This window comes from Nocardia sp. NPDC059240, from assembly GCF_042753865.1.
GTDB lineage: Bacteria > Actinomycetota > Actinomycetes > Mycobacteriales > Mycobacteriaceae > Nocardia.
The window spans coordinates 317,803-342,149 of sequence record NZ_JBHZAC010000006.1 but is presented as its reverse complement, the minus strand read 5'-3'; the positions used below and the strand labels follow the sequence as shown (position 1 = coordinate 342,149).

2 protein-coding genes (1 of these 2 running past the window's edge) are annotated in these 24,347 nt (G+C 71.1%); both read left to right on the top strand.

Features of this window, described 5'->3' with window-relative positions; genetic code table 11:
- Window positions 1–5,439: the 3' portion of a non-ribosomal peptide synthase/polyketide synthase gene (locus ACFXHA_RS23605; RefSeq protein WP_379360158.1), read on the top strand. The gene continues 12,495 nt to the left of window position 1, outside the view; the window shows 5,439 of its 17,934 coding nt (coding positions 12,496–17,934); the start codon falls outside the window, past its left edge; its stop codon occupies window positions 5,437–5,439.
- Window positions 5,439–24,347: a non-ribosomal peptide synthase/polyketide synthase gene (locus tag ACFXHA_RS23600; protein ID WP_379360156.1), complete on the top strand. Its 18,909-nt coding sequence runs from the start codon at window positions 5,439–5,441 to the stop codon at window positions 24,345–24,347. Before ACFXHA_RS23605 ends, ACFXHA_RS23600 begins: the two co-directional genes overlap by 1 nt.

Sequence of the window (24,347 nt, the reverse complement as noted above, 5' to 3'; positions counted from 1 at the left end):
TACCGGATCGAGCTGGGCGAGATCGAGGCCGTACTGGCCGAGCATCCCGAGGTCCGCCGGGCCGTCGTGGTCGTGCACGCCGATCAGCTGGTCGCCTACCTGGTCGCCGAAACCGAGGCCCTGGACCTGGATTCGGTGCGCGCCGCCCTGACCGGCCGCCTCGCCGCCTACATGATCCCCGCCGCCTACACGGTGCTCGAGGCCATGCCGATGACCGTGAACGGCAAGCTGGACTACAAGGCCCTGCCCGCCCCGGTCTTCGCGGGCAGCGCGTACCGCCGCCCGGCCACCGTGGCCGAGGAACTGGTCGCGGGCGTGTTCGCCGAACTGCTCGGCATCGACCAGGTCGGCGCGGACGACGATTTCTTCGCCCTGGGCGGCAGCTCCCTGGTCGCTACCAAGGCGGTCGCACGCCTCGGCGCGGTCTTCGAGACCACGGTCGGCGTGCGCGTGCTGTTCGAGGCACCGACCGTGGCGGCCCTGGCCGCCCGGATCGCCGAGGGCACCGGCGAATCCCAGCGTCCCGCCCTGGTCGCGGCGCAGCGTCCGGAGCGGCTGCCGCTGTCCCCGGCGCAGCAGCGCATGTGGTTCATCAACCGCTTCGACCGCGCCTCCACCGCCTACAACGTGCCGATCGCGCTGCGACTGGCCGGTGAACTGGATGTCGAGGCGCTGGCCGGCGCCTTCGCCGATGTGCTGGAACGGCACGAGACGCTGCGCACTGTCTACCCGGAAACCGCGGAGGGTGCGGCGCAGGTGATTCTGCCTGCCGCGCAAGCATTCTCGGGTCTCACCGTCGCCGACGTCACCGAGGCCGAGCTGCCCGACCGGGTCCGTGAGATCCTCACCACCACGTTCGACGTCACCTCCGAGGTGCCGATCCGGGTGGAGCTGCTGCGGGTCGCCGACGCCGATTACGTGCTTGCCGGTGTGCTGCACCATATTTCGGCCGACGGTTCCTCGGTGGTCCCGCTGGTGCGCGACCTCATGCTCGCCTACCACGCCCGCCGGTCGGACACCGCGCCGATGTGGCAGCCGCTCACCGTGCAGTACGCCGACTACGCGCTGTGGCAGCACGCCCTGCTCGGCTCGGAGGACGACGCCGACTCGGTGGCCGCCACCCAGCTCGCCTACTGGCGCACGGCCCTGGCCGGACTGCCCGACCAGCTCGACCTGCCCACCGATCACCCGCGCCCGGCCCGGCAGAGCCTGCACGGCAACTACATCCGGCTGCCGCTGGACGCCGGCTTGCACGCCCGCCTGACCGAGCTGGGCCGCACGCACGGCGCGACCCTGTTCATGGTCGTGCACGCCGCCTACAGCGCGCTGCTCGCGCGGCTCACCGGCACCGACGACATCGCCGTCGGCACCCCGATCGCCGGCCGCGGCGACCGCGCCCTCGACGACGTGATCGGCATGTTCGTCAACACCCTGGTGCTGCGCACCCGCACCGACGCCGCCGAATCGTTCACCGGCCTGCTGGCCCGGGTCCGCAACGGCGATATCGCGGCCTTCTCGCACGCCGACGTGCCGTTCGAGCGCCTGGTGGAGGTGCTCAACCCGGAGCGCTCGACCGCCCGGCACCCGCTCATGCAGGTGGGCCTGTCCTTCCAGAACCAGGAGCGGGCCGCCCTCGAGCTGCCCGGCCTGACCGTGTCGGAGATCGAATTCGACACTCACGTCGCGCAATTCGACCTGCACCTGTTCGCGGTCGACGAGTACGCCGAGTCGGGTGCGCCCGCCGGGCTGGCCCTGACCCTGGGCTACGCCACCGACCTGTTCACCGACGCCACCGCACAGCGCTTCGTCGCCGCCCTGGCCCGGCTGCTGGAATCGGTTGCCACCCAGCCGGATATGCCGATCGGCGATATCGATCTGCTGGGCGCGGGCCTGCGTCAGCGCATGCTGCACGACTGGAACGCCACCGCGCACCCGGTCGCCCCCGCCACCCTCGCGGATCTGGTGGACGACCAGGTGTCGGCCGCATCGGACGCCGTCGCCCTGCTGGACGGCGAAACCACGCTCACCTACGCGGAATTCGATGCCCGGGTGAACCGCATGGCCCGCACTCTCATCGGCCTCGGAGTCGGACCCGAGACCGCCGTGGTGCTGGCCATGCGGCGGGGCATCGACCTGGTGATCGCCATGTACGCGGTGGTCAAGGCGGGCGGCGCGTACGTGCCGATCGACCCGGATCACCCGGCCGACCGGATCGCCTACATCGTCGAGACCGCCGCTCCGGCAGTGGTTCTCACGACTGCCGCGGACGGCATCGGCTTCACCACCGACGTACCGGTGCTCGAGGTCGACGGTCTGGATCGCACCGCGTCCGCGGCCCCCATCACCGACGCCGACCGGGTGCGCCCGCTGCACCCGCAGCACCCCGCCTACATCATCTTCACCTCGGGCTCGACCGGCCTGCCCAAGGGCGTGGCGGTGCCGCACGCGGCCATCGTCAACCAGTTGTGCTGGCTGCGTGACACTTTCGAGCTGTCCCCGGCCGACCGCGCACTGCTCAAGACCCCCGCCACCTTCGACCTGTCGGTGTGGGAGTTCTGGTCGGCACTGACCACCGGCGGCAGCCTGGTGGTCTCGGCCCCCGGCGACGAACGCGACCCGGACCGCTTGCGCGCCCTGATCGACACGCACGCCGTCACCGTCGTGCACCCGGTGCCCTCGCTGCTGGGCATGCTGCTGGCGACCGGCCCGCTGCCCGCCTCGGTGCGTGCGGTGCTGGCTATCGGCGAGGCGCTGCCCGCCGCGACCGCCGCGCAGTTCCTCGACGAGAACGCCGCCGGCGCACAGCTGTTCAACCTCTACGGCCCCACCGAGGCGGCGGTCTCCATCACCGCCCACGAGGTCCGTGAGCACCACCGGCAGATCGTCCCGATCGGTGCGCCGGTCTGGAACAGCCGCGTCTACGTGCTCGACGCCCGCCTGTCGCCGGTCCCGATCGGTGTGCCCGGCGAGCTGTACCTGTCGGGTGCCCAGCTGGCCCGCGGTTACCACGGCCGTCCGGCACTGACCGCGGACCGTTTCGTCGCGGATCCCATTGCCGGTGGCCGGATGTACCGCACCGGCGACATCGTGCGCTGGCGTGCCGACGGCACTCTCGAGTACCTCGACCGCGCCGACTTCCAGGTCAAGATCGGCGGCTTCCGCATCGAGCTCGGCGAGGTCGAGACGGCCCTGCGTCGGCAGCCGGGTGTGCAGTCCGCGGTCGCGGTCGCGCACACCACGCCCGACGCGGGTGCCCGCCTGGTGGCCTACGTCGCGATCCCCGGCATTGCCGAGGACAGCCGCGCCGAGCTCTCCGCCGACCTGCGCCGCGCGCTGGTCGCGGAGCTGCCGAAGTACATGGTCCCCGCCGCCCTCATGGTGCTGGATGCCCTGCCGCTCAACGCGAATGGCAAGGTCGACCGGGCCCGCCTGCCCGAGCCGGAGTTCACGGTGGCCGCCTACCGCGAGCCGGTGACGGCCCTCGAGCAGTCCGTCGCCGCCGGTTTCGCCGAGGTCATCGGCACCGACATCGCCATCGGCCTGGACACCGATTTCTTCGCCCTGGGCGGCAATTCGCTCATGGCGACTCGCCTGACCGCCCGGCTCGGTTCGGATCTCGGTGTGCGGGTGCCGGTTTCGGCCCTGTTCGAGACTCCGACCGTGGGCGGCCTGGCGACCTGGATCGCCACCGCCGACCGCGGTGACCTGCTGCCCGTCCTGACCCGCCGCACCGGCGCGGGCCCGGCCCCGCTGTCGCTGGCTCAGCAGCGCATGTGGGTGCTCAACCGCCTGCACCCGGAATCGGGCGCCTACAACGTGCCCGCCGCCATCCGCCTCACCGGCGACCTGGACAAGCCCGCACTCACCGCGGCCCTGCGAGATGTACTGGCCCGCCACGAGATCCTGCGTACCCGGTACCCGGAGATCGACGGCGAACCCGTGCAGATCGTGCTGGATCTCAGCGACCTCGACGGTGAACTGACCGCGATCCCGGTGTCGGAGAACGACCTCCCGGCCCGCCTGCTCGAAACCGCCACCGCAGGTTTCGATGTCACCCTCGCCCCGCCGGTCCGGGTGGCCCTGTTCGAACTCGCCCCGGCCGATCACGTGCTGCTGGTGGTGCTGCACCACATCAGCGCCGACGGCTTCTCCATGCAGCCCATGACCCGGGATCTGGTGCTGGCCTACACCTCTCGCCTGGCTGCCATCGCCCCGGCCTGGACGCCCCTCGAGATCCAGTACGGCGACTACGCCGCCTGGCAGCGCGCGGCGCTCGGGTCCGATACGGATCCCGACAGCCTGCTGTCGCGGCAGCTGCGCTTCTGGGTCGACGAGCTGTCCTCCGCCCCCGAACAGCTGGCGCTGCCCACCGACCGCCCCCGCCCGGCCCGGCGCGAAATGCTCGGCGCCAAGGTCGAATTCGAGGTCCCCGCGGACACCGTCGAGCGGCTCTCGGCCCTGGCCCGCGAGCACAACGCCACCCTGTTCGGCGTCGTGCACGCCGCCTTCGCGGTGCTGCTGGCCAAACTGTCGGGCCAGCGCGACATCACGATCGGCGTCCCCCTCGCCGGTCGTGGTGAACGCGCCCTCGACGACCTGATCGGCATGTTCGTCAACACCGTGGTGCTGCGCGCCGAGGTGGACGGCAAGCTCGCCTTCACCGAACTGCTGCGCCAGGTGCGCGACCGCGATCTCGCGGCCTTCGCCCACGCCGACGCACCCTTCGAGCGCGTGGTGGAAGCCGTCCTGGCCGCCACCGGCCGGGCTCGCTCGGCGTCGGTCAACCCGCTGTTCCAGGTGGCCTTCGCCTTCCAGAACCTGGCCCAGACCTCGGTCGCCCTGCCGGGTCTCATGGTCGAGGCGCTGGAGCCGGAGCTGTCCGAGGCCAAGTTCGATCTGCAGCTCACCGGCGTCGAACGCCACGATCAGGCGGGCCGCGTGATCGGCCTGGACATGCGATTCGACTACGCCACCGACATTTTCGGTGCGGAGTCGGTGCGTCTGCTGGCCCAGCGCCTGCTGCTGGTGCTCGACACCGTGCTCGCCGATCCGGCGGTCACGGTGCGCGCCATCGACATTCGCACCGAGGCCGAGCGGGGCCGCCGACCGGCCGCGCCGCAGCAGCCCGCGGCCGCGGAATCGGATCTGCCGACCTTGATCGCCGCCGCCGCGGCGCTCGCCCCCGAGGGCCTCGCCCTCACCCACGGTGCCCACACCGTCACCTACCGGGATCTCGCCGAGAAGATCTCCGTCACCGCCCGTGCCATGGGCGCCGCCGCCAAGCCGGAAGCGCTCGTGAACGTGGCCCTGGCCGGACTGGTGCCCGGCATTCTGGCCGCCCTCGGCGCGGCCGGACTCAAACAGGCCCTGAGCACGCTCAGCGCGGACGCGCAGGTCCTGATCCTTCGCTCGGAAAGCACGTCGGAAGGAAGCCTCTGATGCACTACGCAGAGTCGATCGCCACCAGCCGTACCGGCCGGGTCACGGCCTTGCGCCGCGCCTACGGCGTGGGCGACCTACCTTGCCTGATCGCCGTTGTGGCCGATTTGGAACCCGACCGCATCGCCCTGCGCTACGCGGGAGACACCGTCTCCTACGGCGCGCTGGCGACCGAGACCGCCATGCTCGGCGAGGCCATGGGTGGCGCTCTCGAGCCCGAAGCCCTCATGCAGGTCGTGGTCTCCGGACAGCTACCCGGCCTGATGAACGGCGAGGAAGGCGGTCTCACCGCCACTTTGGAGGCGCTCGTCGACGACGCGGTGCTGGCGGCCTCCGAGGTGCTCGACCCGAAACTGGCCCCGGTCGAGACGCTGGCCACCCAGTTCCGGGCACAGGTTGCGCGCACGCCCGACGCGGTGGCCATGGAATTCGAGGGCGCGACCCTCACCTACGCCGAATTCGCCGGGCGCGTCACGGTTCTCGCCCGCCACCTGCGCGGGCTGGGCGTCGGCCCCGACGTGCTGGTGGGCCTGGCGGCGCGACGCTCCTTCGAGCTGCTGGTCGGCATGTTCGCCATTCTCGAGGCCGGCGGCGCGTACGTGCCGATCGATCCGGATCACCCGGCCGAGCGCATCGCCTACGTGCTCGAGGTGGCCCGGCCCGCCGTGGTGCTCACCACCACCGCCGATCAGATGGACTTCGACACCGAGGTCCCGGTGCTGCGCATCGACGAATTCGAGCGCACCGCACGGGAATACGGCCTCGACCAGCCGCAGCCGCTGTCCCCGGCCGAGGATCCGGAGCTCGAGCAGCCCGGACCTGACAACCTTGCGTACGTCATCTTCACCTCCGGCTCCACCGGCCGCCCCAAGGGTGTCGCGATCCCGCACCGCGCGGTCATCACGTTCCTGCGCTGGCAGCAGCGCCAGTTCCGGCTGACCGAGCAGGACGCGCTCCTGTTCAAGACCTCGACCACCTTCGACGCCTCGGTGTGGGAGATCTTCTGGCCCTTGCACACCGGGGCCCGCGTGGTGATCACGGCCCCCGACGGTCACCTCGATCCCGCCTACCTGGTGCGGACCATTCGCGACTCCGAGGTCACCGCGGCCTTCTTCGTGACGTCGATGCTGGCGGCCCTGGTGGGCGAGCTGTTGCGCACCGGCGAGGATATGCCCGACTCCCTGCGCTACCTGCTCACCGGTGGCGAGACCGTCCCCGTCGGAATCGCCGCTGACTTCCGCAGCGTCAGCGGCGCGACCCTGTTCGACGTGTACGGCCCCACCGAGTCCACCGTGCTGGCCACCTCCCACGAGGTCACCGCCGCCGACGTCGACTCGATTCCGATCGGCAGCCCCGGCGACGATGTCGAATTGCTGGTGCTGGACGAGGATCTGCGCCCGGTGCCGGTCGGCGTGGTCGGCGAACTCTACGTGGCCGGGCCGCAGCTGGCCCGCGGCTACTTCGGTCGCGCGGGACTGACCGCCGAACGCTTCGTGGCCAATCCCGAAGGCCCGTCCGGCGACCGCATGTACCGCACCGGCGACCTGGTGCGCTGGGTCGCGAACCCGGACGGCGGACCCGACGAGCTGGAATACGTGGGCCGCAGCGATTTCCAGGTGAAGATGCGCGGCCTGCGCATCGAACTGGGCGAGGTGGAATCGGCCCTGCGGCGCGACCGTGCCGTCGCGCAGGCGGCGGTGCTCATGCACACCCGGCCCAACGGCGAACAGGCGCTGGTCGGCTACGTGGTCGCCGCCGAGGGGCACGACATCGACAGCGCCGCAATCCTTTCCACCGTCCGCACGCACGTGCCCGAGTACATGGTGCCGTCGCTGCTGGTGCCCATGACCGCGCTGCCGCTCAATGTGAACGGCAAGGTGGATCGCCGCGCCCTGCCCGAACCGGTGTTCGCCGACGCCGCCACCGTCTACCGGGCTCCCGAAACGCCCGCCGAGGAGGCGGTCGCGGCCATCTTCGCCGACCTGCTCGACCTGACCGTCGTCGGCGCGGACGACGATTTCTTCGGCATCGGCGGCAATTCGCTCATCGCCACCCGCGCCATCGCCCGCATCCGCGAGACGCTCGGCGTCACCGTGGACGTGCGCGACTTCTTCGAGCGGCCCACCGTGGCCGCGCTGGCGGCGCTGGGCGACAACGCCTCCGGCACGGTGCGCCCGCCGCTGGTCGCCGGGCCGCGTCCGGAGCACATTCCGCTCTCGCCGGCCCAGCAGCGCATGTGGTTCCTCAACCACTACGCGCGCAGCGAATACGACCCGGCCGCCGACGAATTCGATCCGTCGGCGGTGGACAACATGCCGTTCGCGCTGCGCCTGCGCGGCGACCTCGACACCGACGCGCTGGCCGCCGCCTTCGCCGACGTGATCGAGCGCCACGAGTCGCTGCGCACCTACTACCCGGCCGCCGAGGCGGGCCCCGCCCAGGTGGTGCTGCCCGCCGCCGCGGTGGACCTGACCCCGCGCGAGGTGCCGGAGTCCCAGCTGGCCACGACCGTACTCACCTTGGCCGCACAGGGATTCGACGTCACCGCTGAGGTCCCGTTGCGGGCCCGGCTGCTGCGCTCGGGCCCCGCCGACCACACCCTGGTGGTGGTCGCCCACCACATCGCCGCCGACGGCGCGTCCGTCGGCCCGCTGGTACGCGACCTGGTGATGGCCTACCTGGCCCGGCAGTCCGGCCAGCGCCCGCAGTACGAGCCGCTCGCGGTCCAGTACGCCGACTACGCACTGTGGCAGCGCGCCTGGATGGGCGACGAGTCCGACCCGGACTCGGTGTCCGCCCGCCAGATCGCCTTCTGGGCAGACGAACTCGCGGACCTGCCCGCCCAGCTGGACCTGCCCGCCGACCGCCCGCGCCCGGCCGCCTCCAGCTTCCGGGGCGCGACCTTCGAGACCGTGCTCGACGCCGACCTGCGTGCCGCGGTCGACAAGGTGGCCGCCGCCCATCGCGCCACCCCGTTCATGGTGCTGCACGCCGCCCTCGCGGCCGTGCTGGCCCGGCTGTCCAACACCACCGACATCGCCATCGGCACCCCCGTCGCCGGGCGCGGCGACCAGGCGCTCGACGACCTGGTCGGCATGTTCGTCAACACCCTGGTGCTGCGCACCGAAGTGCGCGGCGGCGATTCCTTCGGCGCGCTGATCGGCCATGTGCGCGACCGTGATCTGCGCGCCTTCGCCCACCGCGACGTCCCCTTCGAGCGCCTGGTCGAGGTGCTCAACCCGGCCCGCGCCCGCAACCGCCACCCGCTGTTCCAGGTGGCACTGTTCATGCAGAACCTGGGCGACATCAATGCCGCGCTGCCTGGTTTGAGCGCCGAGCAGCTGGACTTCGATCCGGGCATCGCCAAGTTCGACCTGCAGCTGACCGTCGTCGGTGACGGTGACCTGTACCGAGTCGAATACACCTACGCCGCCGACCTTTTCGACGAGCACACGGTTCGCGAACTGGCGGCCAAGTTCACCCGCCTGCTCACCGCCGCGGTCGCCGACGCCGAAATCCCGGTCGGCGATATCGAACTGCTGGATGCCGGGGAACGCGACTACGTCCTGTCGAGCTGGAATGCCACCGGCTCGCGCGTCCCGGACCTGTTCCTGCACCAGGGTTTCGACGCGCAGGCGGGTCGCACCCCGAACGCCCGCGCCCTGGTCTTCGGCGATACCGAACTCACCTACGCCGAACTCTCCGAGCGTGCCAACCGACTGGCCCGCTACCTGATCACCACGGGCGTCGGCCCGGAATCCCTGGTCGTGCTGGCCATGGCCCGCTCGGTCGAGCTGGTGGTGGCCATGTACGCCGTGCTGCGCGCCGGCGGCGCGTACGTGCCCGTGGACCCGGCCCACCCGGCCGAGCGCGTCGGGCACATTCTCGCGACCGCCGCCCCGCACGCCGTGCTGACCACCCGCCGCGACGGCTTCGCGACCCCCGAGAACATCGACGTCGCAACCTATTACCTCGACGAGCTGGAGCTGTCCCCGTACGCGGGCGGCAAGATCGCCGACCGCGAGCGCCGCGCGCCCCTGCACCCCGACCACCCCGCCTACGTCCTGTTCACCTCCGGCTCCACCGGCAAGCCCAAGGGCGTCGCGGTCACCCACCGCGCCATCGCCAACCAGCTGGCCTGGATGCAGGCCGAATACGGTATCGGCCGCCAGGACATCTACCTGCAGAAGACCGCCACCACCTTCGACGTCTCGCTGTGGGGCTACTTCCTGCCGCTGCGTGCGGGCGCGACCCTGGTGGTCGCCACCCCCGACGGCCACCGCGACCCCCGCTACATCGCCGAAACCATTGCCCAGCACTCGGTTACGCTCACCGACTTCGTGCCGTCCATGCTCGCGGTGTTCGCCGCGCACGCCGAGGCGGGCGAACTCGACTCGCTGCGTGAGGTTTTCGTCATCGGCGAGGCGCTGCCGCCGGAGACCGTCGCCGCCTTCTGGGCGGTCAGCGACGCCGGGGTGCACAACCTGTACGGCCCCACCGAGGCCGCGGTGTCCATCACCTTCCGCGAGGCCCACCGCTCCGACACGCTCGCCGTGCCGATCGGCGAGCCGGAGTGGAATTCCCAGGTGTTCGTGCTGGATTCGCGGCTGCGCCCGGTCGCCATCGGGGTGGCGGGCGAGTTGTATCTGGCCGGTGTGCAGCTGGCGCGCGGCTATCACGGCCGCGTCGATCTCACCTCGGATCGCTTCGTGGCCAACCCGTTCGGGCGTCCGGGCGAGCGCATGTACCGCACCGGCGACCTGGTCAAGTGGACCGAGGACGGCGAGCTGGTCTACCTGGAACGCCTGGACTTCCAGATCAAGTTCCGCGGCCAGCGCATCGAACTGGCCGAGATCGAGAGCGCGCTGTTGCTGACCCCGGAGGTCGCGCAGGCCGCGGTCCGGCTGGTCGACGGCGACTCCGGCGATTACCTGGCCGGGTATGTGGTCCCGGCCCCGGGCACCGAACTCGACCCGGAAACCCTGCGCGAGGGCCTGACCCGCGTCCTGCCGTCCTACATGGTCCCGACCGCCCTGCTGACCCTCGCCGAGCTGCCGCTCAACTCCAGCGGCAAGCTCGACCGCAAGGCGCTGCCCGTTCCGGAACTGCGCGCCAAGACCTTCCGCGAACCGGTCGATCCGGCCCAGCGCCTGGTCGCCGCGGTCTTCGCGGAGGTGCTCAACGCCGACCGAGTCGGCCTCGACGACGACTTCTTCGCCCTGGGCGGCAGCTCCCTCGACGCCGCCCGCGTCACCTCCCAGATCGGTGCGGAGCTCGGCGCGCGCGTCCCCGTGCGCCTGCTGTTCGAGGCGTCCACCGTCGAGGGCCTCGCCGCCCTCCTGGTCGCCACGAATCCCGATGCGGCCCGGCCCCAGCTGGCCGCCCGCCCGCGCCCGGACCGCATTCCGCTCTCGCCCGCCCAGCAGCGCCTGTGGTTCCTGAACCGGATCGAATCCGAGGACGGCGAGCACAGCGTCTACAACATGCCGATCGTGCTGCGGCTGGCCGGGAACCTGCGCATCGCGGAACTCGAGCAGGCGGCCATGGACGTGCTGGCCCGCCACGAATCGCTGCGCACCGCGTACCCGGACTCCGATTCCGGCCCGTATCAGGACATCCTGGATATCGCCGACGTCGGCCTGAGCCTGACTCCCATCCCGGTCCCCGCCGCCGACCTGCCCGGCACCATTACCGCGTTCGTCTCCGCCGGATTCGACGTGACCCGCGAATTGCCCTCGCGCATCGGCCTTTTCCTGGTCGAGGACGCCGCCGAGCCCGAGTACGTGCTGGCCGTGGTCGTGCATCACATCGCCGCCGACGCGTTGTCGCTGGCCCCGCTCATCACAGACCTCATGGTCGCCTACACCGCCCGGACCTCCGGCATCGAACCCGGCTGGGCGCCCCTGGACATCCAGTACGCCGACTACAGCCTCTGGCAGCACGAACTCCTCGGTGACGCAGCCGATTCCGGCTCGCTCGCACACCAGCAGCTCGAGTTCTGGCGCGAGACCCTGACCGGTCTGCCCCCGCAGCTGGCCCTGCCCGCCGACCGTCCCCGACCCGCCGTCGCCACCAATGCCGGTGCGTCCATTCCGTTCTCGGTGGACCCGGCCGTGGCCGCGAACCTGCGGGAGTTGGCGCGGGCGCATGGCGTGACCCTGTTCATGGTCGTGCACGCCGCCTTCGCCGCCCTGCTGGCCCGCACCGCGGGCACCGCCGATGTGGCGATCGCCTCCCCGATCGGCGGCCGCGGCGAACGCGAACTCGACGCCCTCATCGGCATGTTCGTCAACACGTTGGTACTCCGGACCCAGGTCGAGGCCGACCGGCCCTTCACCGACCTGCTGGACCGGGTGCGCACCGCCGACCTGGCCGCCTTCGGCCACGCCGAGCTGCCCTTCGAGCGCGTCGTGGACGCGCTGTCGGTGGACCGCACCACGGGCGCGCCGCCGCTGGCCCAGGTCATGCTGTCGTTCAACGACGCCCGGATGACCGGCGGCGCGGGCACCTTCGCCCTGCCCGAGCTTTCCGTCACCCCCGTCGAAATCGACGACCCGACGGTCAAATTCGATCTGCACCTGGTGGTCGGCGAGCTCGGCGAACAGGCCGGACTGACCGGCAACCTGCGCTACGCCACCGAGATGTTCGACGCCGCCACCGCGACCGCGCTCACCGAGCAGTTCGGCCGCCTGCTGACCTCGGTCGCCACCCACGCCGCCGTCCTGGTCGGCGACATCGACCTGCTCGGCGACACCGAACGCGAACTCGTCGTACGGGGCTGGAACGACACCGCCTTCGACGTGGACGCCGCACTCGGCCTGACCCCGACCGCCGCCACCGACGCCAAGACGCTGATCTCGCTGTTCGAGCAGCAGGTCGCCCGCACCCCCGACGCCACCGCCCTCACCTTCGAGGGGACGAGTCTGTCCTACGCCGAGTTCGCGGGCCGCGTCCGTCGGCTGGCCCGCTGGCTGATCAGCGAGGGTGTCGGCCCGGAATCGCTTGTCGCGCTGGGCATGCGCCGCTCGCTGGACCTGATGATCGGCATGTACGCCGTGTCCGCCGCCGGTGCGGGCTATCTGCCGCTGGACCCGGATCACCCGACCGACCGCCTCGAGTACATCCTCGAGACCGCCGACCCGGTGACCGTGCTGACCTCCGGCGCGGACCTGCCCATGGACGCCGCCCAGGTGCGCATCGACCTGCTCGACCTGACCGGCGTGTCCGACGAGCCGATCGTCGACGCGGATCGCCGTGCGCCGCTGCGGGATTCCAATACCGCCTACGTGATCTTCACCTCCGGTTCCACCGGCCGCCCCAAGGGCGTCGCGGTCAGCCATGCCGCGATCGTCAACCGCCTGGTCTGGGGCCGGTCGGCGCACGGCCTGACCGCCGCCGACGTGGTGCTGCAGAAGACCCCGATGACCTTCGACGTGTCTGTCCCGGAGTTCTTCCTGCCCTTGCAGATCGGCGCGCGCCTGGTGATCGCCAAGCCCGAGGGCCACAGCGATCCGGTGTATCTCGCCGAACTCATCGCCCGGGAGGGCATCACGGCCGCGCACTTCGTGCCGTCCATGATGACCGTCTTCGTCGCCGAGGAGGCCGCCGCGCGCTGCACCTCGCTGCGGATCGTCTTCGCCTCCGGCGAGGCGCTGTCCGCGAAGCCCGCGCACCGGCTGCGCGAGCTCACCGGCGCGGAACTACACAACCTCTACGGCCCGACCGAGGCCGCCGTCGAGGTGGCCTACCACCAGGTCACCGATGCCGATGTGGACGCGGTGCCGATCGGCCGCCCCACCTTCAATACCGAGCTCTACGTGCTGGACGCCCGCCTGCGCCCGGTCCCGGTGGGTGTCGCGGGCGAGCTGTACCTCGCCGGTGACCAGCTGGCGGTCGGCTATGTGACGCGTCCGGGCCTGACCTCGGATCGCTTCGTGGCCAACCCGTTCGGCACTTCCGAGCGCATGTACCGCACCGGCGACCTGGTCAAGTGGAATCGCAATGGCGAACTGGAATACCTGGGCCGCACCGACTTCCAGGTGAAGCTGCGCGGCCTGCGCATCGAACTGGGCGAGATCGAGGCCGCGCTGACCGCGCACCCCACGGTCGCCCAGTCCGTGGTCGTGGTGCGCGGCTCCGGCGCCGACGCCCAGCTGGTCGGTTACCTGGTGCCTGCCGCGGGCGCGGAGATCTCGGTGGCCACGCTGAAAGCTGAACTGGCACAGCGACTACCGGTCTACATGGTGCCTTCCGTCCTGATGTCCCTGGAATCCTTCCCGGTCAACAGCTCCGGCAAGCTGGATCGTGGCGCGCTGCCCGCCCCGGCCGCCGCCACCACCGCCTTCCGTGCGGCCACCGGCCCCGAGGAGCGGATCGTCGCGGAGGTCTTCGCTTCGCTGCTCGGTACCGCCCGGATCGGTGCGGACGACGACTTCTTCTCCCTCGGCGGCAACTCGCTCATCGCCACCCAGCTGGTGGCCCGCCTGGGTAAGGCCGCGGGCGTGCGGATTCCGCTGCGCGCGGTGTTCGAGGACGCCACCGTCGCGGGCCTGGCCGCCAAGATCCGCGCGGCCGACGCCGAGACGCTGGTCGAGCTGCCCCCGGTGGTCGCCCAGGAACGCGGGGACCACATCCCGCTGTCCATCGCCCAGCAGCGGCTGTGGTTCCTCAACCGCTTCGACATTCGCGACGGCTACACCATTCCGTTCGCGCTGCGCCTCACCGGCCCGCTGAACGTCGAAGCCCTGCGTGCGGCCGTGGCCGACGTGGTGGACCGCCACGAGACCCTGCGCACCATCTACCCCGAGCACGACGGCCAGGCCAGCCAGCTGGTCCTGCCCGCCGGCACCCGCCTGATCGACCTGGTCGCCGAGCCGGTCACCTCCGCCGACCTGCCCGGACTGGTGGAGTCGTTGGCGCGCACCGCCTTCGACGTCACCGCCGAGGTGCCGTTCCGCATCCGGCTGCTCGAACTCACCGACGAGCCGGGCGCCCACCTGCTGGTGCTGGTGGTGCACCACATCGCCGCCGACGGCTGGTCCTTCGGCCCGCTCACCCGCGATATCGCCACCGCCTACGTGGCCCGCTGCGCCGGTGAGGTGCCTCGCATGGCACCGCTGCCGGTGCAGTACGCCGACTTCGCGCTGTGGCAGCGCGCCGCCCTCGGCGGCCCCGAAGACGCCGAATCGGTACTGGCACAGCAGCTCGCGCACTGGACCCGCCGCCTGCACGGCGTCCCGGACGTCCTGCCGCTGCCCACCGACCGCCCCCGCCCCGCCGTGGCCAGCGGTCGCGGCGCGGGCCTGCACAGCAGCTTCGACGCCGAATTGCACTCGGCCGTCCTGACTTTCGCGGCCGAGCGCCGGGTCACCCCGTTCATGGTGCTGCACACCGCACTCTCGGTGACGCTGGCTCGACTCTCCGGCACCACCGACATCGTGATCGGCACCCCGGTCGCCGGTCGCGGTGACGAGGCCCTCGACGACCTGGTCGGCATGTTCGTCAACACGCTGGTGCTGCGCACCGACGTCCGGCCGGACGCGTCCCTGTCCGAGCTGCTCACCCAGGTCCGCGACACCGACCTGACGGCCTTCGATCACGCCGTGGTGCCCTTCGAAATGCTGGTCGAAGCGGTGAATCCGGTGCGCTCCCAAGCGCATTCGCCGCTCGCCCAGGTGACACTGACCCTGCAGAACCACGCCCGGCCCAGCGTCAAGCTCAACCGCCTGAGCATCGAGGCGCTCACCGTGGACGCCACCGCCACCCAGTTCGACCTGGACTGGACGCTGGCCGAGACCACCGGTCCCGACGGCCTGCCCGGCGGCATCGACGTCTACATCACCTACGCCACCGACCTTTTCGACGCCGCCACCATCGGCGGCTTCCAGGAGACCTTCGACCGCGTGCTGTGCGCGCTGCTCGCCGATCCGCGCGTCGCCGCCGGTGACGTGGAGCTCATGTCGCGCACCGAACGTGGTGTGCTGCTGGTGGACCGCAATGCCACCGGACGCCCGCTGCCGGTCGAGACCCTCGCCGAGCTGCTCGACGCTCGAGCCGCCCAGGATCCCGACGTCGCCGCGCTCGTCTTCGAAGGCGAGCGGGTCGGCTACGCGGATCTCGCCCGACGGGTGAATCGCCTGGGCCGCTTGCTGATCGCGCAGGGCGCCGGCCCGGACGCCATCGTCGGTGTCACCGCCGAACGCTGCGTCGACATGGTGGTCGCGCTGTACGCGGTCGTGGCCGCCGGTGCCGCCTACGTGCCGGTCGACCCGTCGCACCCGGCCGATCGCATCGCCCACGTGCTGGGCACCTCGAACGCCACCCTGGTGCTGACCGTCGGCGGCGCGACACTGCCCGAACTCGCGGGCGTGCGTACGCTGGACGTCGCCGAACTGCTGGAAACCGGTGCGCTGAACGACTTCTCGGACGCGCCGATCACCGACGCGGACCGGATCGGCGTGCTGCGCCCGGACAACCTCGCCTACGTGCTCTACACCTCCGGCTCCACCGGTCTGCCCAAGGGCGTGGCCACCAGCCACCGCGCCATCATGAACCAGCTGCGCTGGCTCGAGGAGCGCTACGGCGTCACCCGCGCCGACCGCATCATGCAGCGGGCTCCGCTGGCCTTCGACGTCTCGGTGTGGGAGTGCTTCCTGCCCGCCATGGTCGGTGCGCCGCTGGTGATTCCGCGTCCGGGCCCGCTGGATCTGGACTACCTGGCCGGGCTGATGCGCGAATACGGCGTCACCATCGCCGAACACGTGCCGTCGGTGCTGGCCGCGCTGATCGCCGAGGGCCACGGCGACGCCCTGCACTCGTTCCGCCACCTGCACACCGGCGGCGAGGCGCTGCCCGTCGAACTGCTCGGCCGGCTGCGCGAGCTGGTCGGCGGTTCGGTGCACAACGCCTACGGCCCCACCGAAGCCGCGATCTCGACCATCTACCACGAATTCTCCGACGCCGACCCGGATTTCGAGGTCGCCATCGGCCGCCCGAACTGGAACACCCGCGCCTACGTGCTCGACGCCCGCCTGCGCCCGGTGCCGATGGGCGTCATCGGCGAGCTCTACCTGGCCGGCGCCCAGCTGGCCCGCGGCTATCAGGGTCGCGGCGCGCTGACCGCCGACCGGTTCATGGCCGACCCGTTCGGGGTACCCGGCACCCGCATGTACCGCACCGGCGACCTGGTGCGCTGGAACCGCGCCGGTGACCTGGTGTACATGGGCCGCAACGACTTCCAGATCAAGCTGCGCGGTCAGCGCATCGAGCTCGGGGAGATCGAGGCCGCCCTGCTGTCCGCCACCGGCGTGGCGAACGCGGTGGTGCTGCTGGCGAAGGACACCACCGGCGCGGACTGCCTGGTCGGCTACGTCTCCGGTGACGGGGTCGACGCCGAGACGGTGCTGGCCCACGCCCGCACCCAGCTGCCCTCCTACATGGTGCCCGCCCACGTGGCGGTGCTGGCGGCGATGCCGCTCACCACGGTCGGCAAACTCGACCGGGCGGCCCTGCCCGCCATCGAATTCACCGCAGCCACCGTGGCCTTCCGGGAGCCCGCGCCGGGCGCGGAAGCCACCCTGGCCGCCCTCGCCGGGGATCTGCTCGGCGGCGTCACCCTCGGCGCGGACGACGACTTCTTCGCCCGCGGCGGAAATTCGCTGCTCGGCATGCGCCTGATCGCCCGCGCCAACGCGGCCCTCGGGACGGATCTCGGTGTGCGCCAGCTGTTCGAGGCCCCGACGATCGCAGGGCTGGCGGAGCTGGCTGTCGCCGCGGGCACCAGCCTGCCGCTGCGGCGCGCCGTCCGGCCGGAGCGAATCCCGTTGTCCCCGGTACAGACCCGCATGTGGCTGCTCAACCGGCTGGACCCCGAATCCGCCGCCTACAACCTGCCCTCGGCGGTCCGCGTCACCGGCGAGATCGACACCGACGTCCTGCTGGCGGCCTTCGCCGACGTGGTCGGCCGCCACGAGTCGCTGCGCACCCGCTACCCGTCCGACGCGGACGGCACCGGCTACCAGCTGATCCTGCCCGCCGAGCAAGCCCCGCTCCCGCTCGAGATCCACACCGGCGAGAACGCCGCCGATCCGGCCTGGATCGCGGCCTTCGCGGCCGAGGGATTCGACGTCACCACCACCGTGCCGATCCGCGTCGCGCTGCTGCGCGAATCCGAGCACAGCCACGTGCTGCTGGTGGTCCAGCACCACATCGCCGGTGACGGCGCGTCGATGAATCCGCTGCTGCGCGACACCATCACCGCCTACCTGTCCCGGGCCAACGGGCACGCGCCCGAGTGGACCGACCTGCCCGTGCAGTACGCCGACTTCGCGCTCTGGCAGCAGGCCAACCTGGAGCTCGTCGGGGACCGTGAACTGGCGTTTTGGACCGAGACGCTGCGAGATCTGCCCGACGAACTGTCCCTGCCCACCGACCGGCCCCGCCCGGAGGTGGCGTCCGGCCGCGGCGCGTACCTGCACACCAAGCTCGACCGCGACTTGGCCGCCGAGATCAAGCGAATCGCGGAGGCGCACAACGTCACCGCGTTCATGGTGTGGCACGCCGCGCTGTCGGTCCTGCTTGCCCGCGTCTCGGCGAGCACCGACATCGCCATCGGCACCCCGATCGAGGGCCGCGGCAATGCCGCCCTCGACGATCTGGTCGGCATGTTCGTCAACACCCTGGTGCTGCGCACCCGCCCGGACCTGGGCCGCGGTTTCGACGAGCTGCTGACCCAGACCCGCACGGCCGACCTGGCGGCGTTCGACCACGCCAACGTGCCCTTCGACCAGGTCGTGGACGCGCTCGGAATGCCCCGCACCCAGGCGCGCAACCCGCTGTTCACGGTGGCCCTGGCCTACATGAACATCGAGACCCCGAGCTTCGAGGCGCCCGGCTTGACCCTGGCAGGCGTCGACTTCGAGGCCCCGGTATCCCGCTTCGATCTCCAGGTGACCGTCTCCGATGAGCCGGACGCCGAAGGCCGGCTGGCCATCGAATGGAACTACGCCACCGACCTTTTCGACGCCGAGACCATCGTGTCCTTGGCCGAGCGCATGGAACGCGTGCTGCGCGCGGTCGCCGCGGACGCGACCGCGCCGATCGGTGACATCGAACTGATGGAGGCGGACGAACGCCGCAATGTCCTCGAGCTCTGGGGAACCCAGGGCGAGGATGCCGGCGAGTCCGAGGCCACGCTGACGAGCCTGTTCGATCTCGCGGTGGCCGCGCACGCGCATCGGGTCGCGGTCAGCTACGGCGACGAGGAACTCACCTACGCCGAGCTGGATCGGCGCGCGAACATGCTGGCGCGCAGGCTGATCAGCCAGGGCGCCGGTCCGGAGTCGCTGGTCGCGGTGCTGCTGCCGCGTTCGGCGGAACTGGTCGTCGCCCTGCTGGCCGTGCTCAAGGCCGGTGCGGGCTATGTGCCGCTGGATCCGTCCTCCCCGGCCGACCGCCTCGCCTACGTGCTGTCGGACTCCAAGCCCACCAGCGTGATCACCGATTCGACCGTCGAGGTCGAGCTGCCTGCCGATCTGCACATCATTCGGCTGGACGAGGATTCGCAGGACTGGCCGGACTCGCCGATCACGGCGGCCGACCGGCGCGCCCCGCTGCGCGCCAACCACCTCGCCTACGTCATCTACACCTCCGGCTCCACCGGCCGCCCCAAGGGCGTGGCCGTGGCGCACCAGAACGTGGTGCGGCTGATGGCGAATATCGTCCCCGAGTTCGATTTCGATCACGACGACGTGTGGACGCTGTTCCACTCCTACGCCTTCGACTTCTCGGTGTGGGAGCTGTGGGGCCCGCTGCTCTACGGCGGCAAGTTGATCGTCGTCGACTACTACGTGTCGCGTTCACCGGAGCTGTACCTGGAACTGGTACGCCGCGAACGGGTCACGGTGCTCAACCAGACCCCGTCGGCGTTCTACCAATTCGCGGAGGCGGACCGCCTCGCGGCAGCCGACGCGGAGCCGCTCGCCCTGCGGTACATGTTCCTCGGCGGTGAGGCGCTCGAGCTGCGCCGCATGGCGGATTGGGTGGCCCGCCACGGGGATTCGCGACCGGAGATCGTGAACATCTACGGCATCACCGAGACCACCGTGCACGTGTCGCATCGGACGCTCGACACCGCCACCATCGCCGCCGCCACCGGTTCGATGATCGGCCACGCGATCGCCGGTCTGCACGTGTACGTGCTCGACGAGCGGCTGCGCCCGGTGCCGGTCGGCGTCGCGGGCGAGCTGTACGTCTCCGGTGCGCAGTTGTCGCGTGGCTACCTGGGCCGTCCGGACCTGTCCGCGACCCGCTTCGTGGCCAGCCCCTTCGGCACGCCGGGCGAGCGGTTGTACCGCTCCGGTGACGTGGCCCGCTGGAACCGGGCCGGTGAACTCGAATACCTGGGCCGCGCCGACGATCAGGTCCAGGTGCGCGGCTTCCGCATCGAACTCGGCGAGATCGAGGCGGCCGTGCTGGCGCAGGACGGTGTCGCGCAGGCCGCGGTCATCGTGCGCGAGGACCAGCCGGGCGATCTGCGGATCGTGGCCTACGTGGTGCCCGAGGTCGGCCTCGTGCCCGACCTGGACGCCGTCCGCGACGGTGCCGCCGAACGGCTGCCGTCCTACATGATTCCGTCCGCCCTCGTGGTGGTGGACGCGATCCCGTTGACCGTCAACGGCAAACTGGATCGCCGCGCCCTGCCGAAGCCCGAACTGCGCACCGCCGAGTTCATCGCGCCGCGCACCGACACCGAGCGCACCGTCGCCGGGGTCGTCGCCGACGTGCTCGGCATCGAGGACGCGCAGCGGGTCGGCATCGCCGACGACTTCTTCATGCTCGGCGGAAACTCGCTCACGGCAACACAATTGGCTGCCAGACTGACCGCCGCGTTCGGGATCCAGATCCCCGTGCGCACCGTGTTCGAGCACACCGGCATCGAGGCGCTGGCCGCCGCGGTGCTGGCCGCCGACCGGGTCCCCGCGCGCCCGCCGCTGCTGCCCCGCACCGGCGACGGTCCGGTACCGGTTTCGCTGGCGCAGCAACGCATCTGGTTCCTCAACCGCCTGGATCCGGACTCCACCGCCTACAACATCCCGCTCCCGATCCGCCTGAGCGGCGAGCTGGACGTGGCGGCGCTGCAGGCCGCGATCGCGGACGTGGTGGTCCGGCACGAGGTGCTGCGCACCGTCTACCCGGAGACCGCGACGGGTCCGGTGCAGGTGGTGCTGCCCGCCACGGCGGTCGCGGAACTGCCCGCGCTCGAGGCGATTCCGGTCACCGAGGAGACCGTCACCGCGGCGGTCGCCGAGCTGATCGGGCAGGGCTTCGATGTCACCACGACGGTGCCGCTGCGGGCGGCGCTGTACCGGCTGGCCCCCGACGACCACGTCTTCGTGGTGGTCATGCACCACATCGCCGGTGACGGTTCCTCGCTGGCCCCGCTGGCCCGCGACCTCATGATCGCCTACGCCGCCCGCAAGGCCGGTGTGGCCCCGGCGTGGACGCCGCTGCCGGTGCAGTACGCCGACTACGCGGTCTGGCAGCACGAACTGCTGGGCTCCGAGGACGATCCGGCCTCGCTGGTCTCCCGCCAGCTGGGCTTCTGGACCGAGACGCTGGCCGGGTTGCCGCCGCTGCTGACCGTCCCCGCTGACCGTCCCCGGCCGGTGGTGCTCGACACCGACGGCCGTCGCGTCGATTTCACCATCGACGCCGAAACCCAGAGCGCCCTCACCGAATTGGGCCGCACCGCCGGTGCGACCCTGTTCATGACGGTGCACGCCGCCTTCGCGGCGGTGCTGTCGCGGCTCACCGGATCGACCGATATCGCGGTCGGCACCCCGGTTGCCGGACGCGGTGACGCGGCGCTCGACGATCTGGTCGGCATGTTCGTCAATACTCTGGTGCTGCGCACCCAGGTGGCCCCGGCCGCGAGCTTCACGGACCTGATCCGCACGGTCCGGGCCGGCGATGTGGCGGCCTTCGACAATGTGGACGTGCCGTTCGAGCGGCTGGTCGAGGTGCTCAATCCGGAACGCTCCACCGCGCGGAACCCGCTGGTGCAGATCGGTTTCACCTTCCACAACCAGGACCAGGCCGACCTCGACCTGGACGGGCTCGGGGTATCGGCCGTCGAATTCGACACCGACGTCTCGCAGTTCGATCTGCACCTGATCGTCACCGACCGCCGCGACGCGGACGGTGGGGCGGCCGGGATGACCGCGACCATGACCTACTCGACGGCATTGTTCGACGAGGTCACCGTCACCGGATTCACCGAACGCCTGCTGCGTCTGCTGTCCGGGGTCATCGCCGATCCGCAGGCCCCGATCGGGGACGTGGACATCCTGGGCCCGGCGGAATCGGCACGCCTGCTGCGTGATTGGAACGCCACCGGCCCCTCCTTCCCGGTGAGTGGCCTGCTCGACGCCTTCGACGCGCAGGTGCGGCGCACGCCCTTCGCCCTGGTGGTCGTCGAACGCGGACGGTCGCTGACCTATCGCGATTTCGCCGAGCGGGTAGACCGACTGGCCCGGGTTCTGCTCGGGGCGGGCGTCGGACCGGAAACCCTGGTGGCGCTGGCCCTTCCGCGCAGCATCGAGCTGCTGGTCGCCATGTACGCGGTGGTTCGGGCGGGCGGCGCGTATGTGCCGCTGGATCCGGCCCACCCGGCCGAGCGCACCGCCATGGTGCTGGAGACGGCCGCGCCGGCGGTGGTGCTGACCGGGCCGCGTGGAATGCCGCTGCCGGACACCCTGCCACCGCACACGACCGTGCTGGACGTATCGCTGGCCGAGGATCCGACGTTGCCCGGCAACGCGATTCGTGACGAGGAGCGGCGCGCGCCGTCCTCGCCGTCGGATCCCGCCTATGTCATCTTCACCTCGGGATCGACCGGCAAGCCCAAGGGTGTCGCGGTACCGCACGCGTCGGTGGCACACCAGCTGGACTGGATGCAGTCGGAATACCGTTTGGCCGAGGGTGATTCGGTGCTGTGGATGACCTCTGCGGCGTTCGACCTCTCGATCTGGGAACTCTGGTGGGCCTCGCGCACCGGCGCCCGGCTGGTGCTGGCTCCCGAAGGGGCACAACATGATCCGGAGGGCCTGCTGGAGCTGATCCGGCGGGAATCGGTGACCACCCTCACTCTGGTGCCGTCCTTGCTGGCCATGCTGGTGGATGTCGCGGCGGGCGCGCTGCCCGCGCCGCTGCGGCGGCTGCTGGTCATCGGTGAGGCACTGCCCGCACAGACCGTGCAGCGTGCGAAGGCGGCGACCACGGCACGCATCGACAACCTGTACGGCCCGACCGAGGCCGCGGTGTCGGTCACGCGATTCCGGACCGACACCGAGATCCGCCAGGCCGTAGTGCCCATCGGTACTCCGGAGGCGGGTTCGCGGGTGTACGTCCTCGACGACCGGCTGCGGCCGGTGCCGGTCGGCGTCACCGGCGAGCTGTACCTCAGTGGTGCGCAGCTGGCCCGTGGCTACTACGCCCGCCCGGACCTGACGGCCGAACGGTTCGTGGCGGCTCCGTTCGGGCCCGCCGGTTCCCGCCTCTATCGCACCGGTGACCTGGTGCGCTGGACCCGGGCCGCGGGCGAAACCGGCGACGGGGTACTGGAATTCGTGGAACGTCGCGACTTCCAGGTGAAGGTGCGCGGCTACCGCATCGAGCTGGCCGAGATCGAGCACGCGCTGCGCTCGGATCCCGCGATCGCCGACGCGGTCGTGGTCGTCGACGGCGAGGCCGACACGGCGCGGCTGGTCGGATACTTCAGTGCCACCGCCGACATCGATCCGGCGCGGGTGCGAGCCCGGCTGGCGGGGCTGCTGCCCAGCTACATGGTGCCCGAGGCACTGATATCGCTGGACGCGGTGCCGCGCAATGCCAACGGCAAGGTCGATCGTGCCGCGTTGCCCACGCCGGAGTTCGTGGCCCGCACCTACCGTGCCCCGGAGACCGAGGTGGAGACCGCCGTCTGCGCGGTGTTCGCCGAGGTGCTGGGCGCGGAACGAATCGGGCTGGACGACAACTTCTTCGAGCTCGGCGGCAACTCCCTGCTCGCGGTCCGGCTGGCCACCCGCCTCGGCGAGGAGCTCGGGCAGCGGGTCCCGGTCGTGCTGGTCTTCGCCGCGTCGACACCGGGCGAGATCGCGGGGACGTTGAGCGCGCCGGGAGGCGTCGACACCGACGCCGCGTTCGAAGTCCTGCTGCCGCTGCGGCCGTCCGGCACGGGGGCACCGCTGTTCTGTGTCCACCCGATCGGCGGCGTCGCCTGGTCCTTCGCGGGCCTGGCGGCTCACTTCGACGAGAACCGGCCGGTGTACGGCCTGCAATCGCCGACCCTGACCGCCGATGTGCCACTGCCGGATTCGATCGAGGAGTGGGCGGCACGCTATGTGCGCGAGATCCGCACGGTACAGCCGGAAGGGCCCTACCACCTGCTCGGCTGGTCGCTCGGCGGTGTGATCGCCCACGCCATGGCGGTGCAGTTGCAGGACGAAGGCCAGGAGGTCGCGACCCTCGCCATGCTGGACAGTTCGCTCGACAGCGAGGTCGACGCCGAGGACGCGGTCCCGGTGACGGAGCTGCTGGGCGAGGTGCCGGGGCTGATCGACGTGGAGGCCGAGGTCGGCGCGGACCGGATCGCCCGGATCCTCGACGGCGCCGTCGCCGCCTTCCCGCTCATCGGCGCCTACCGGCCCCGTCGCTTCAAGGGCGATCTGCTGTATTTCCATGCCGCACTGGATGATCCGAGCGGTACCGCGGGCATCTCCAGCTGGACCGACGCCATCGACGGCGTCCTCGACAACCATGCCGTACCGACCACCCACTGGCGGATGACATCGCCCGACGCGCTCGTACAGATCGCCGCGGTGCTGAACGCTTTCACCCCCCGGACTTAG

Bases quoted from the DNA above. Each gene is read 5' to 3' on its own strand.
- ACFXHA_RS23600 (WP_379360156.1), top strand. From the start codon at position 5,439: ATGCACTACGCAGAGTCGATCGCCACCAGCCGTACCGGCCGGGTCACG.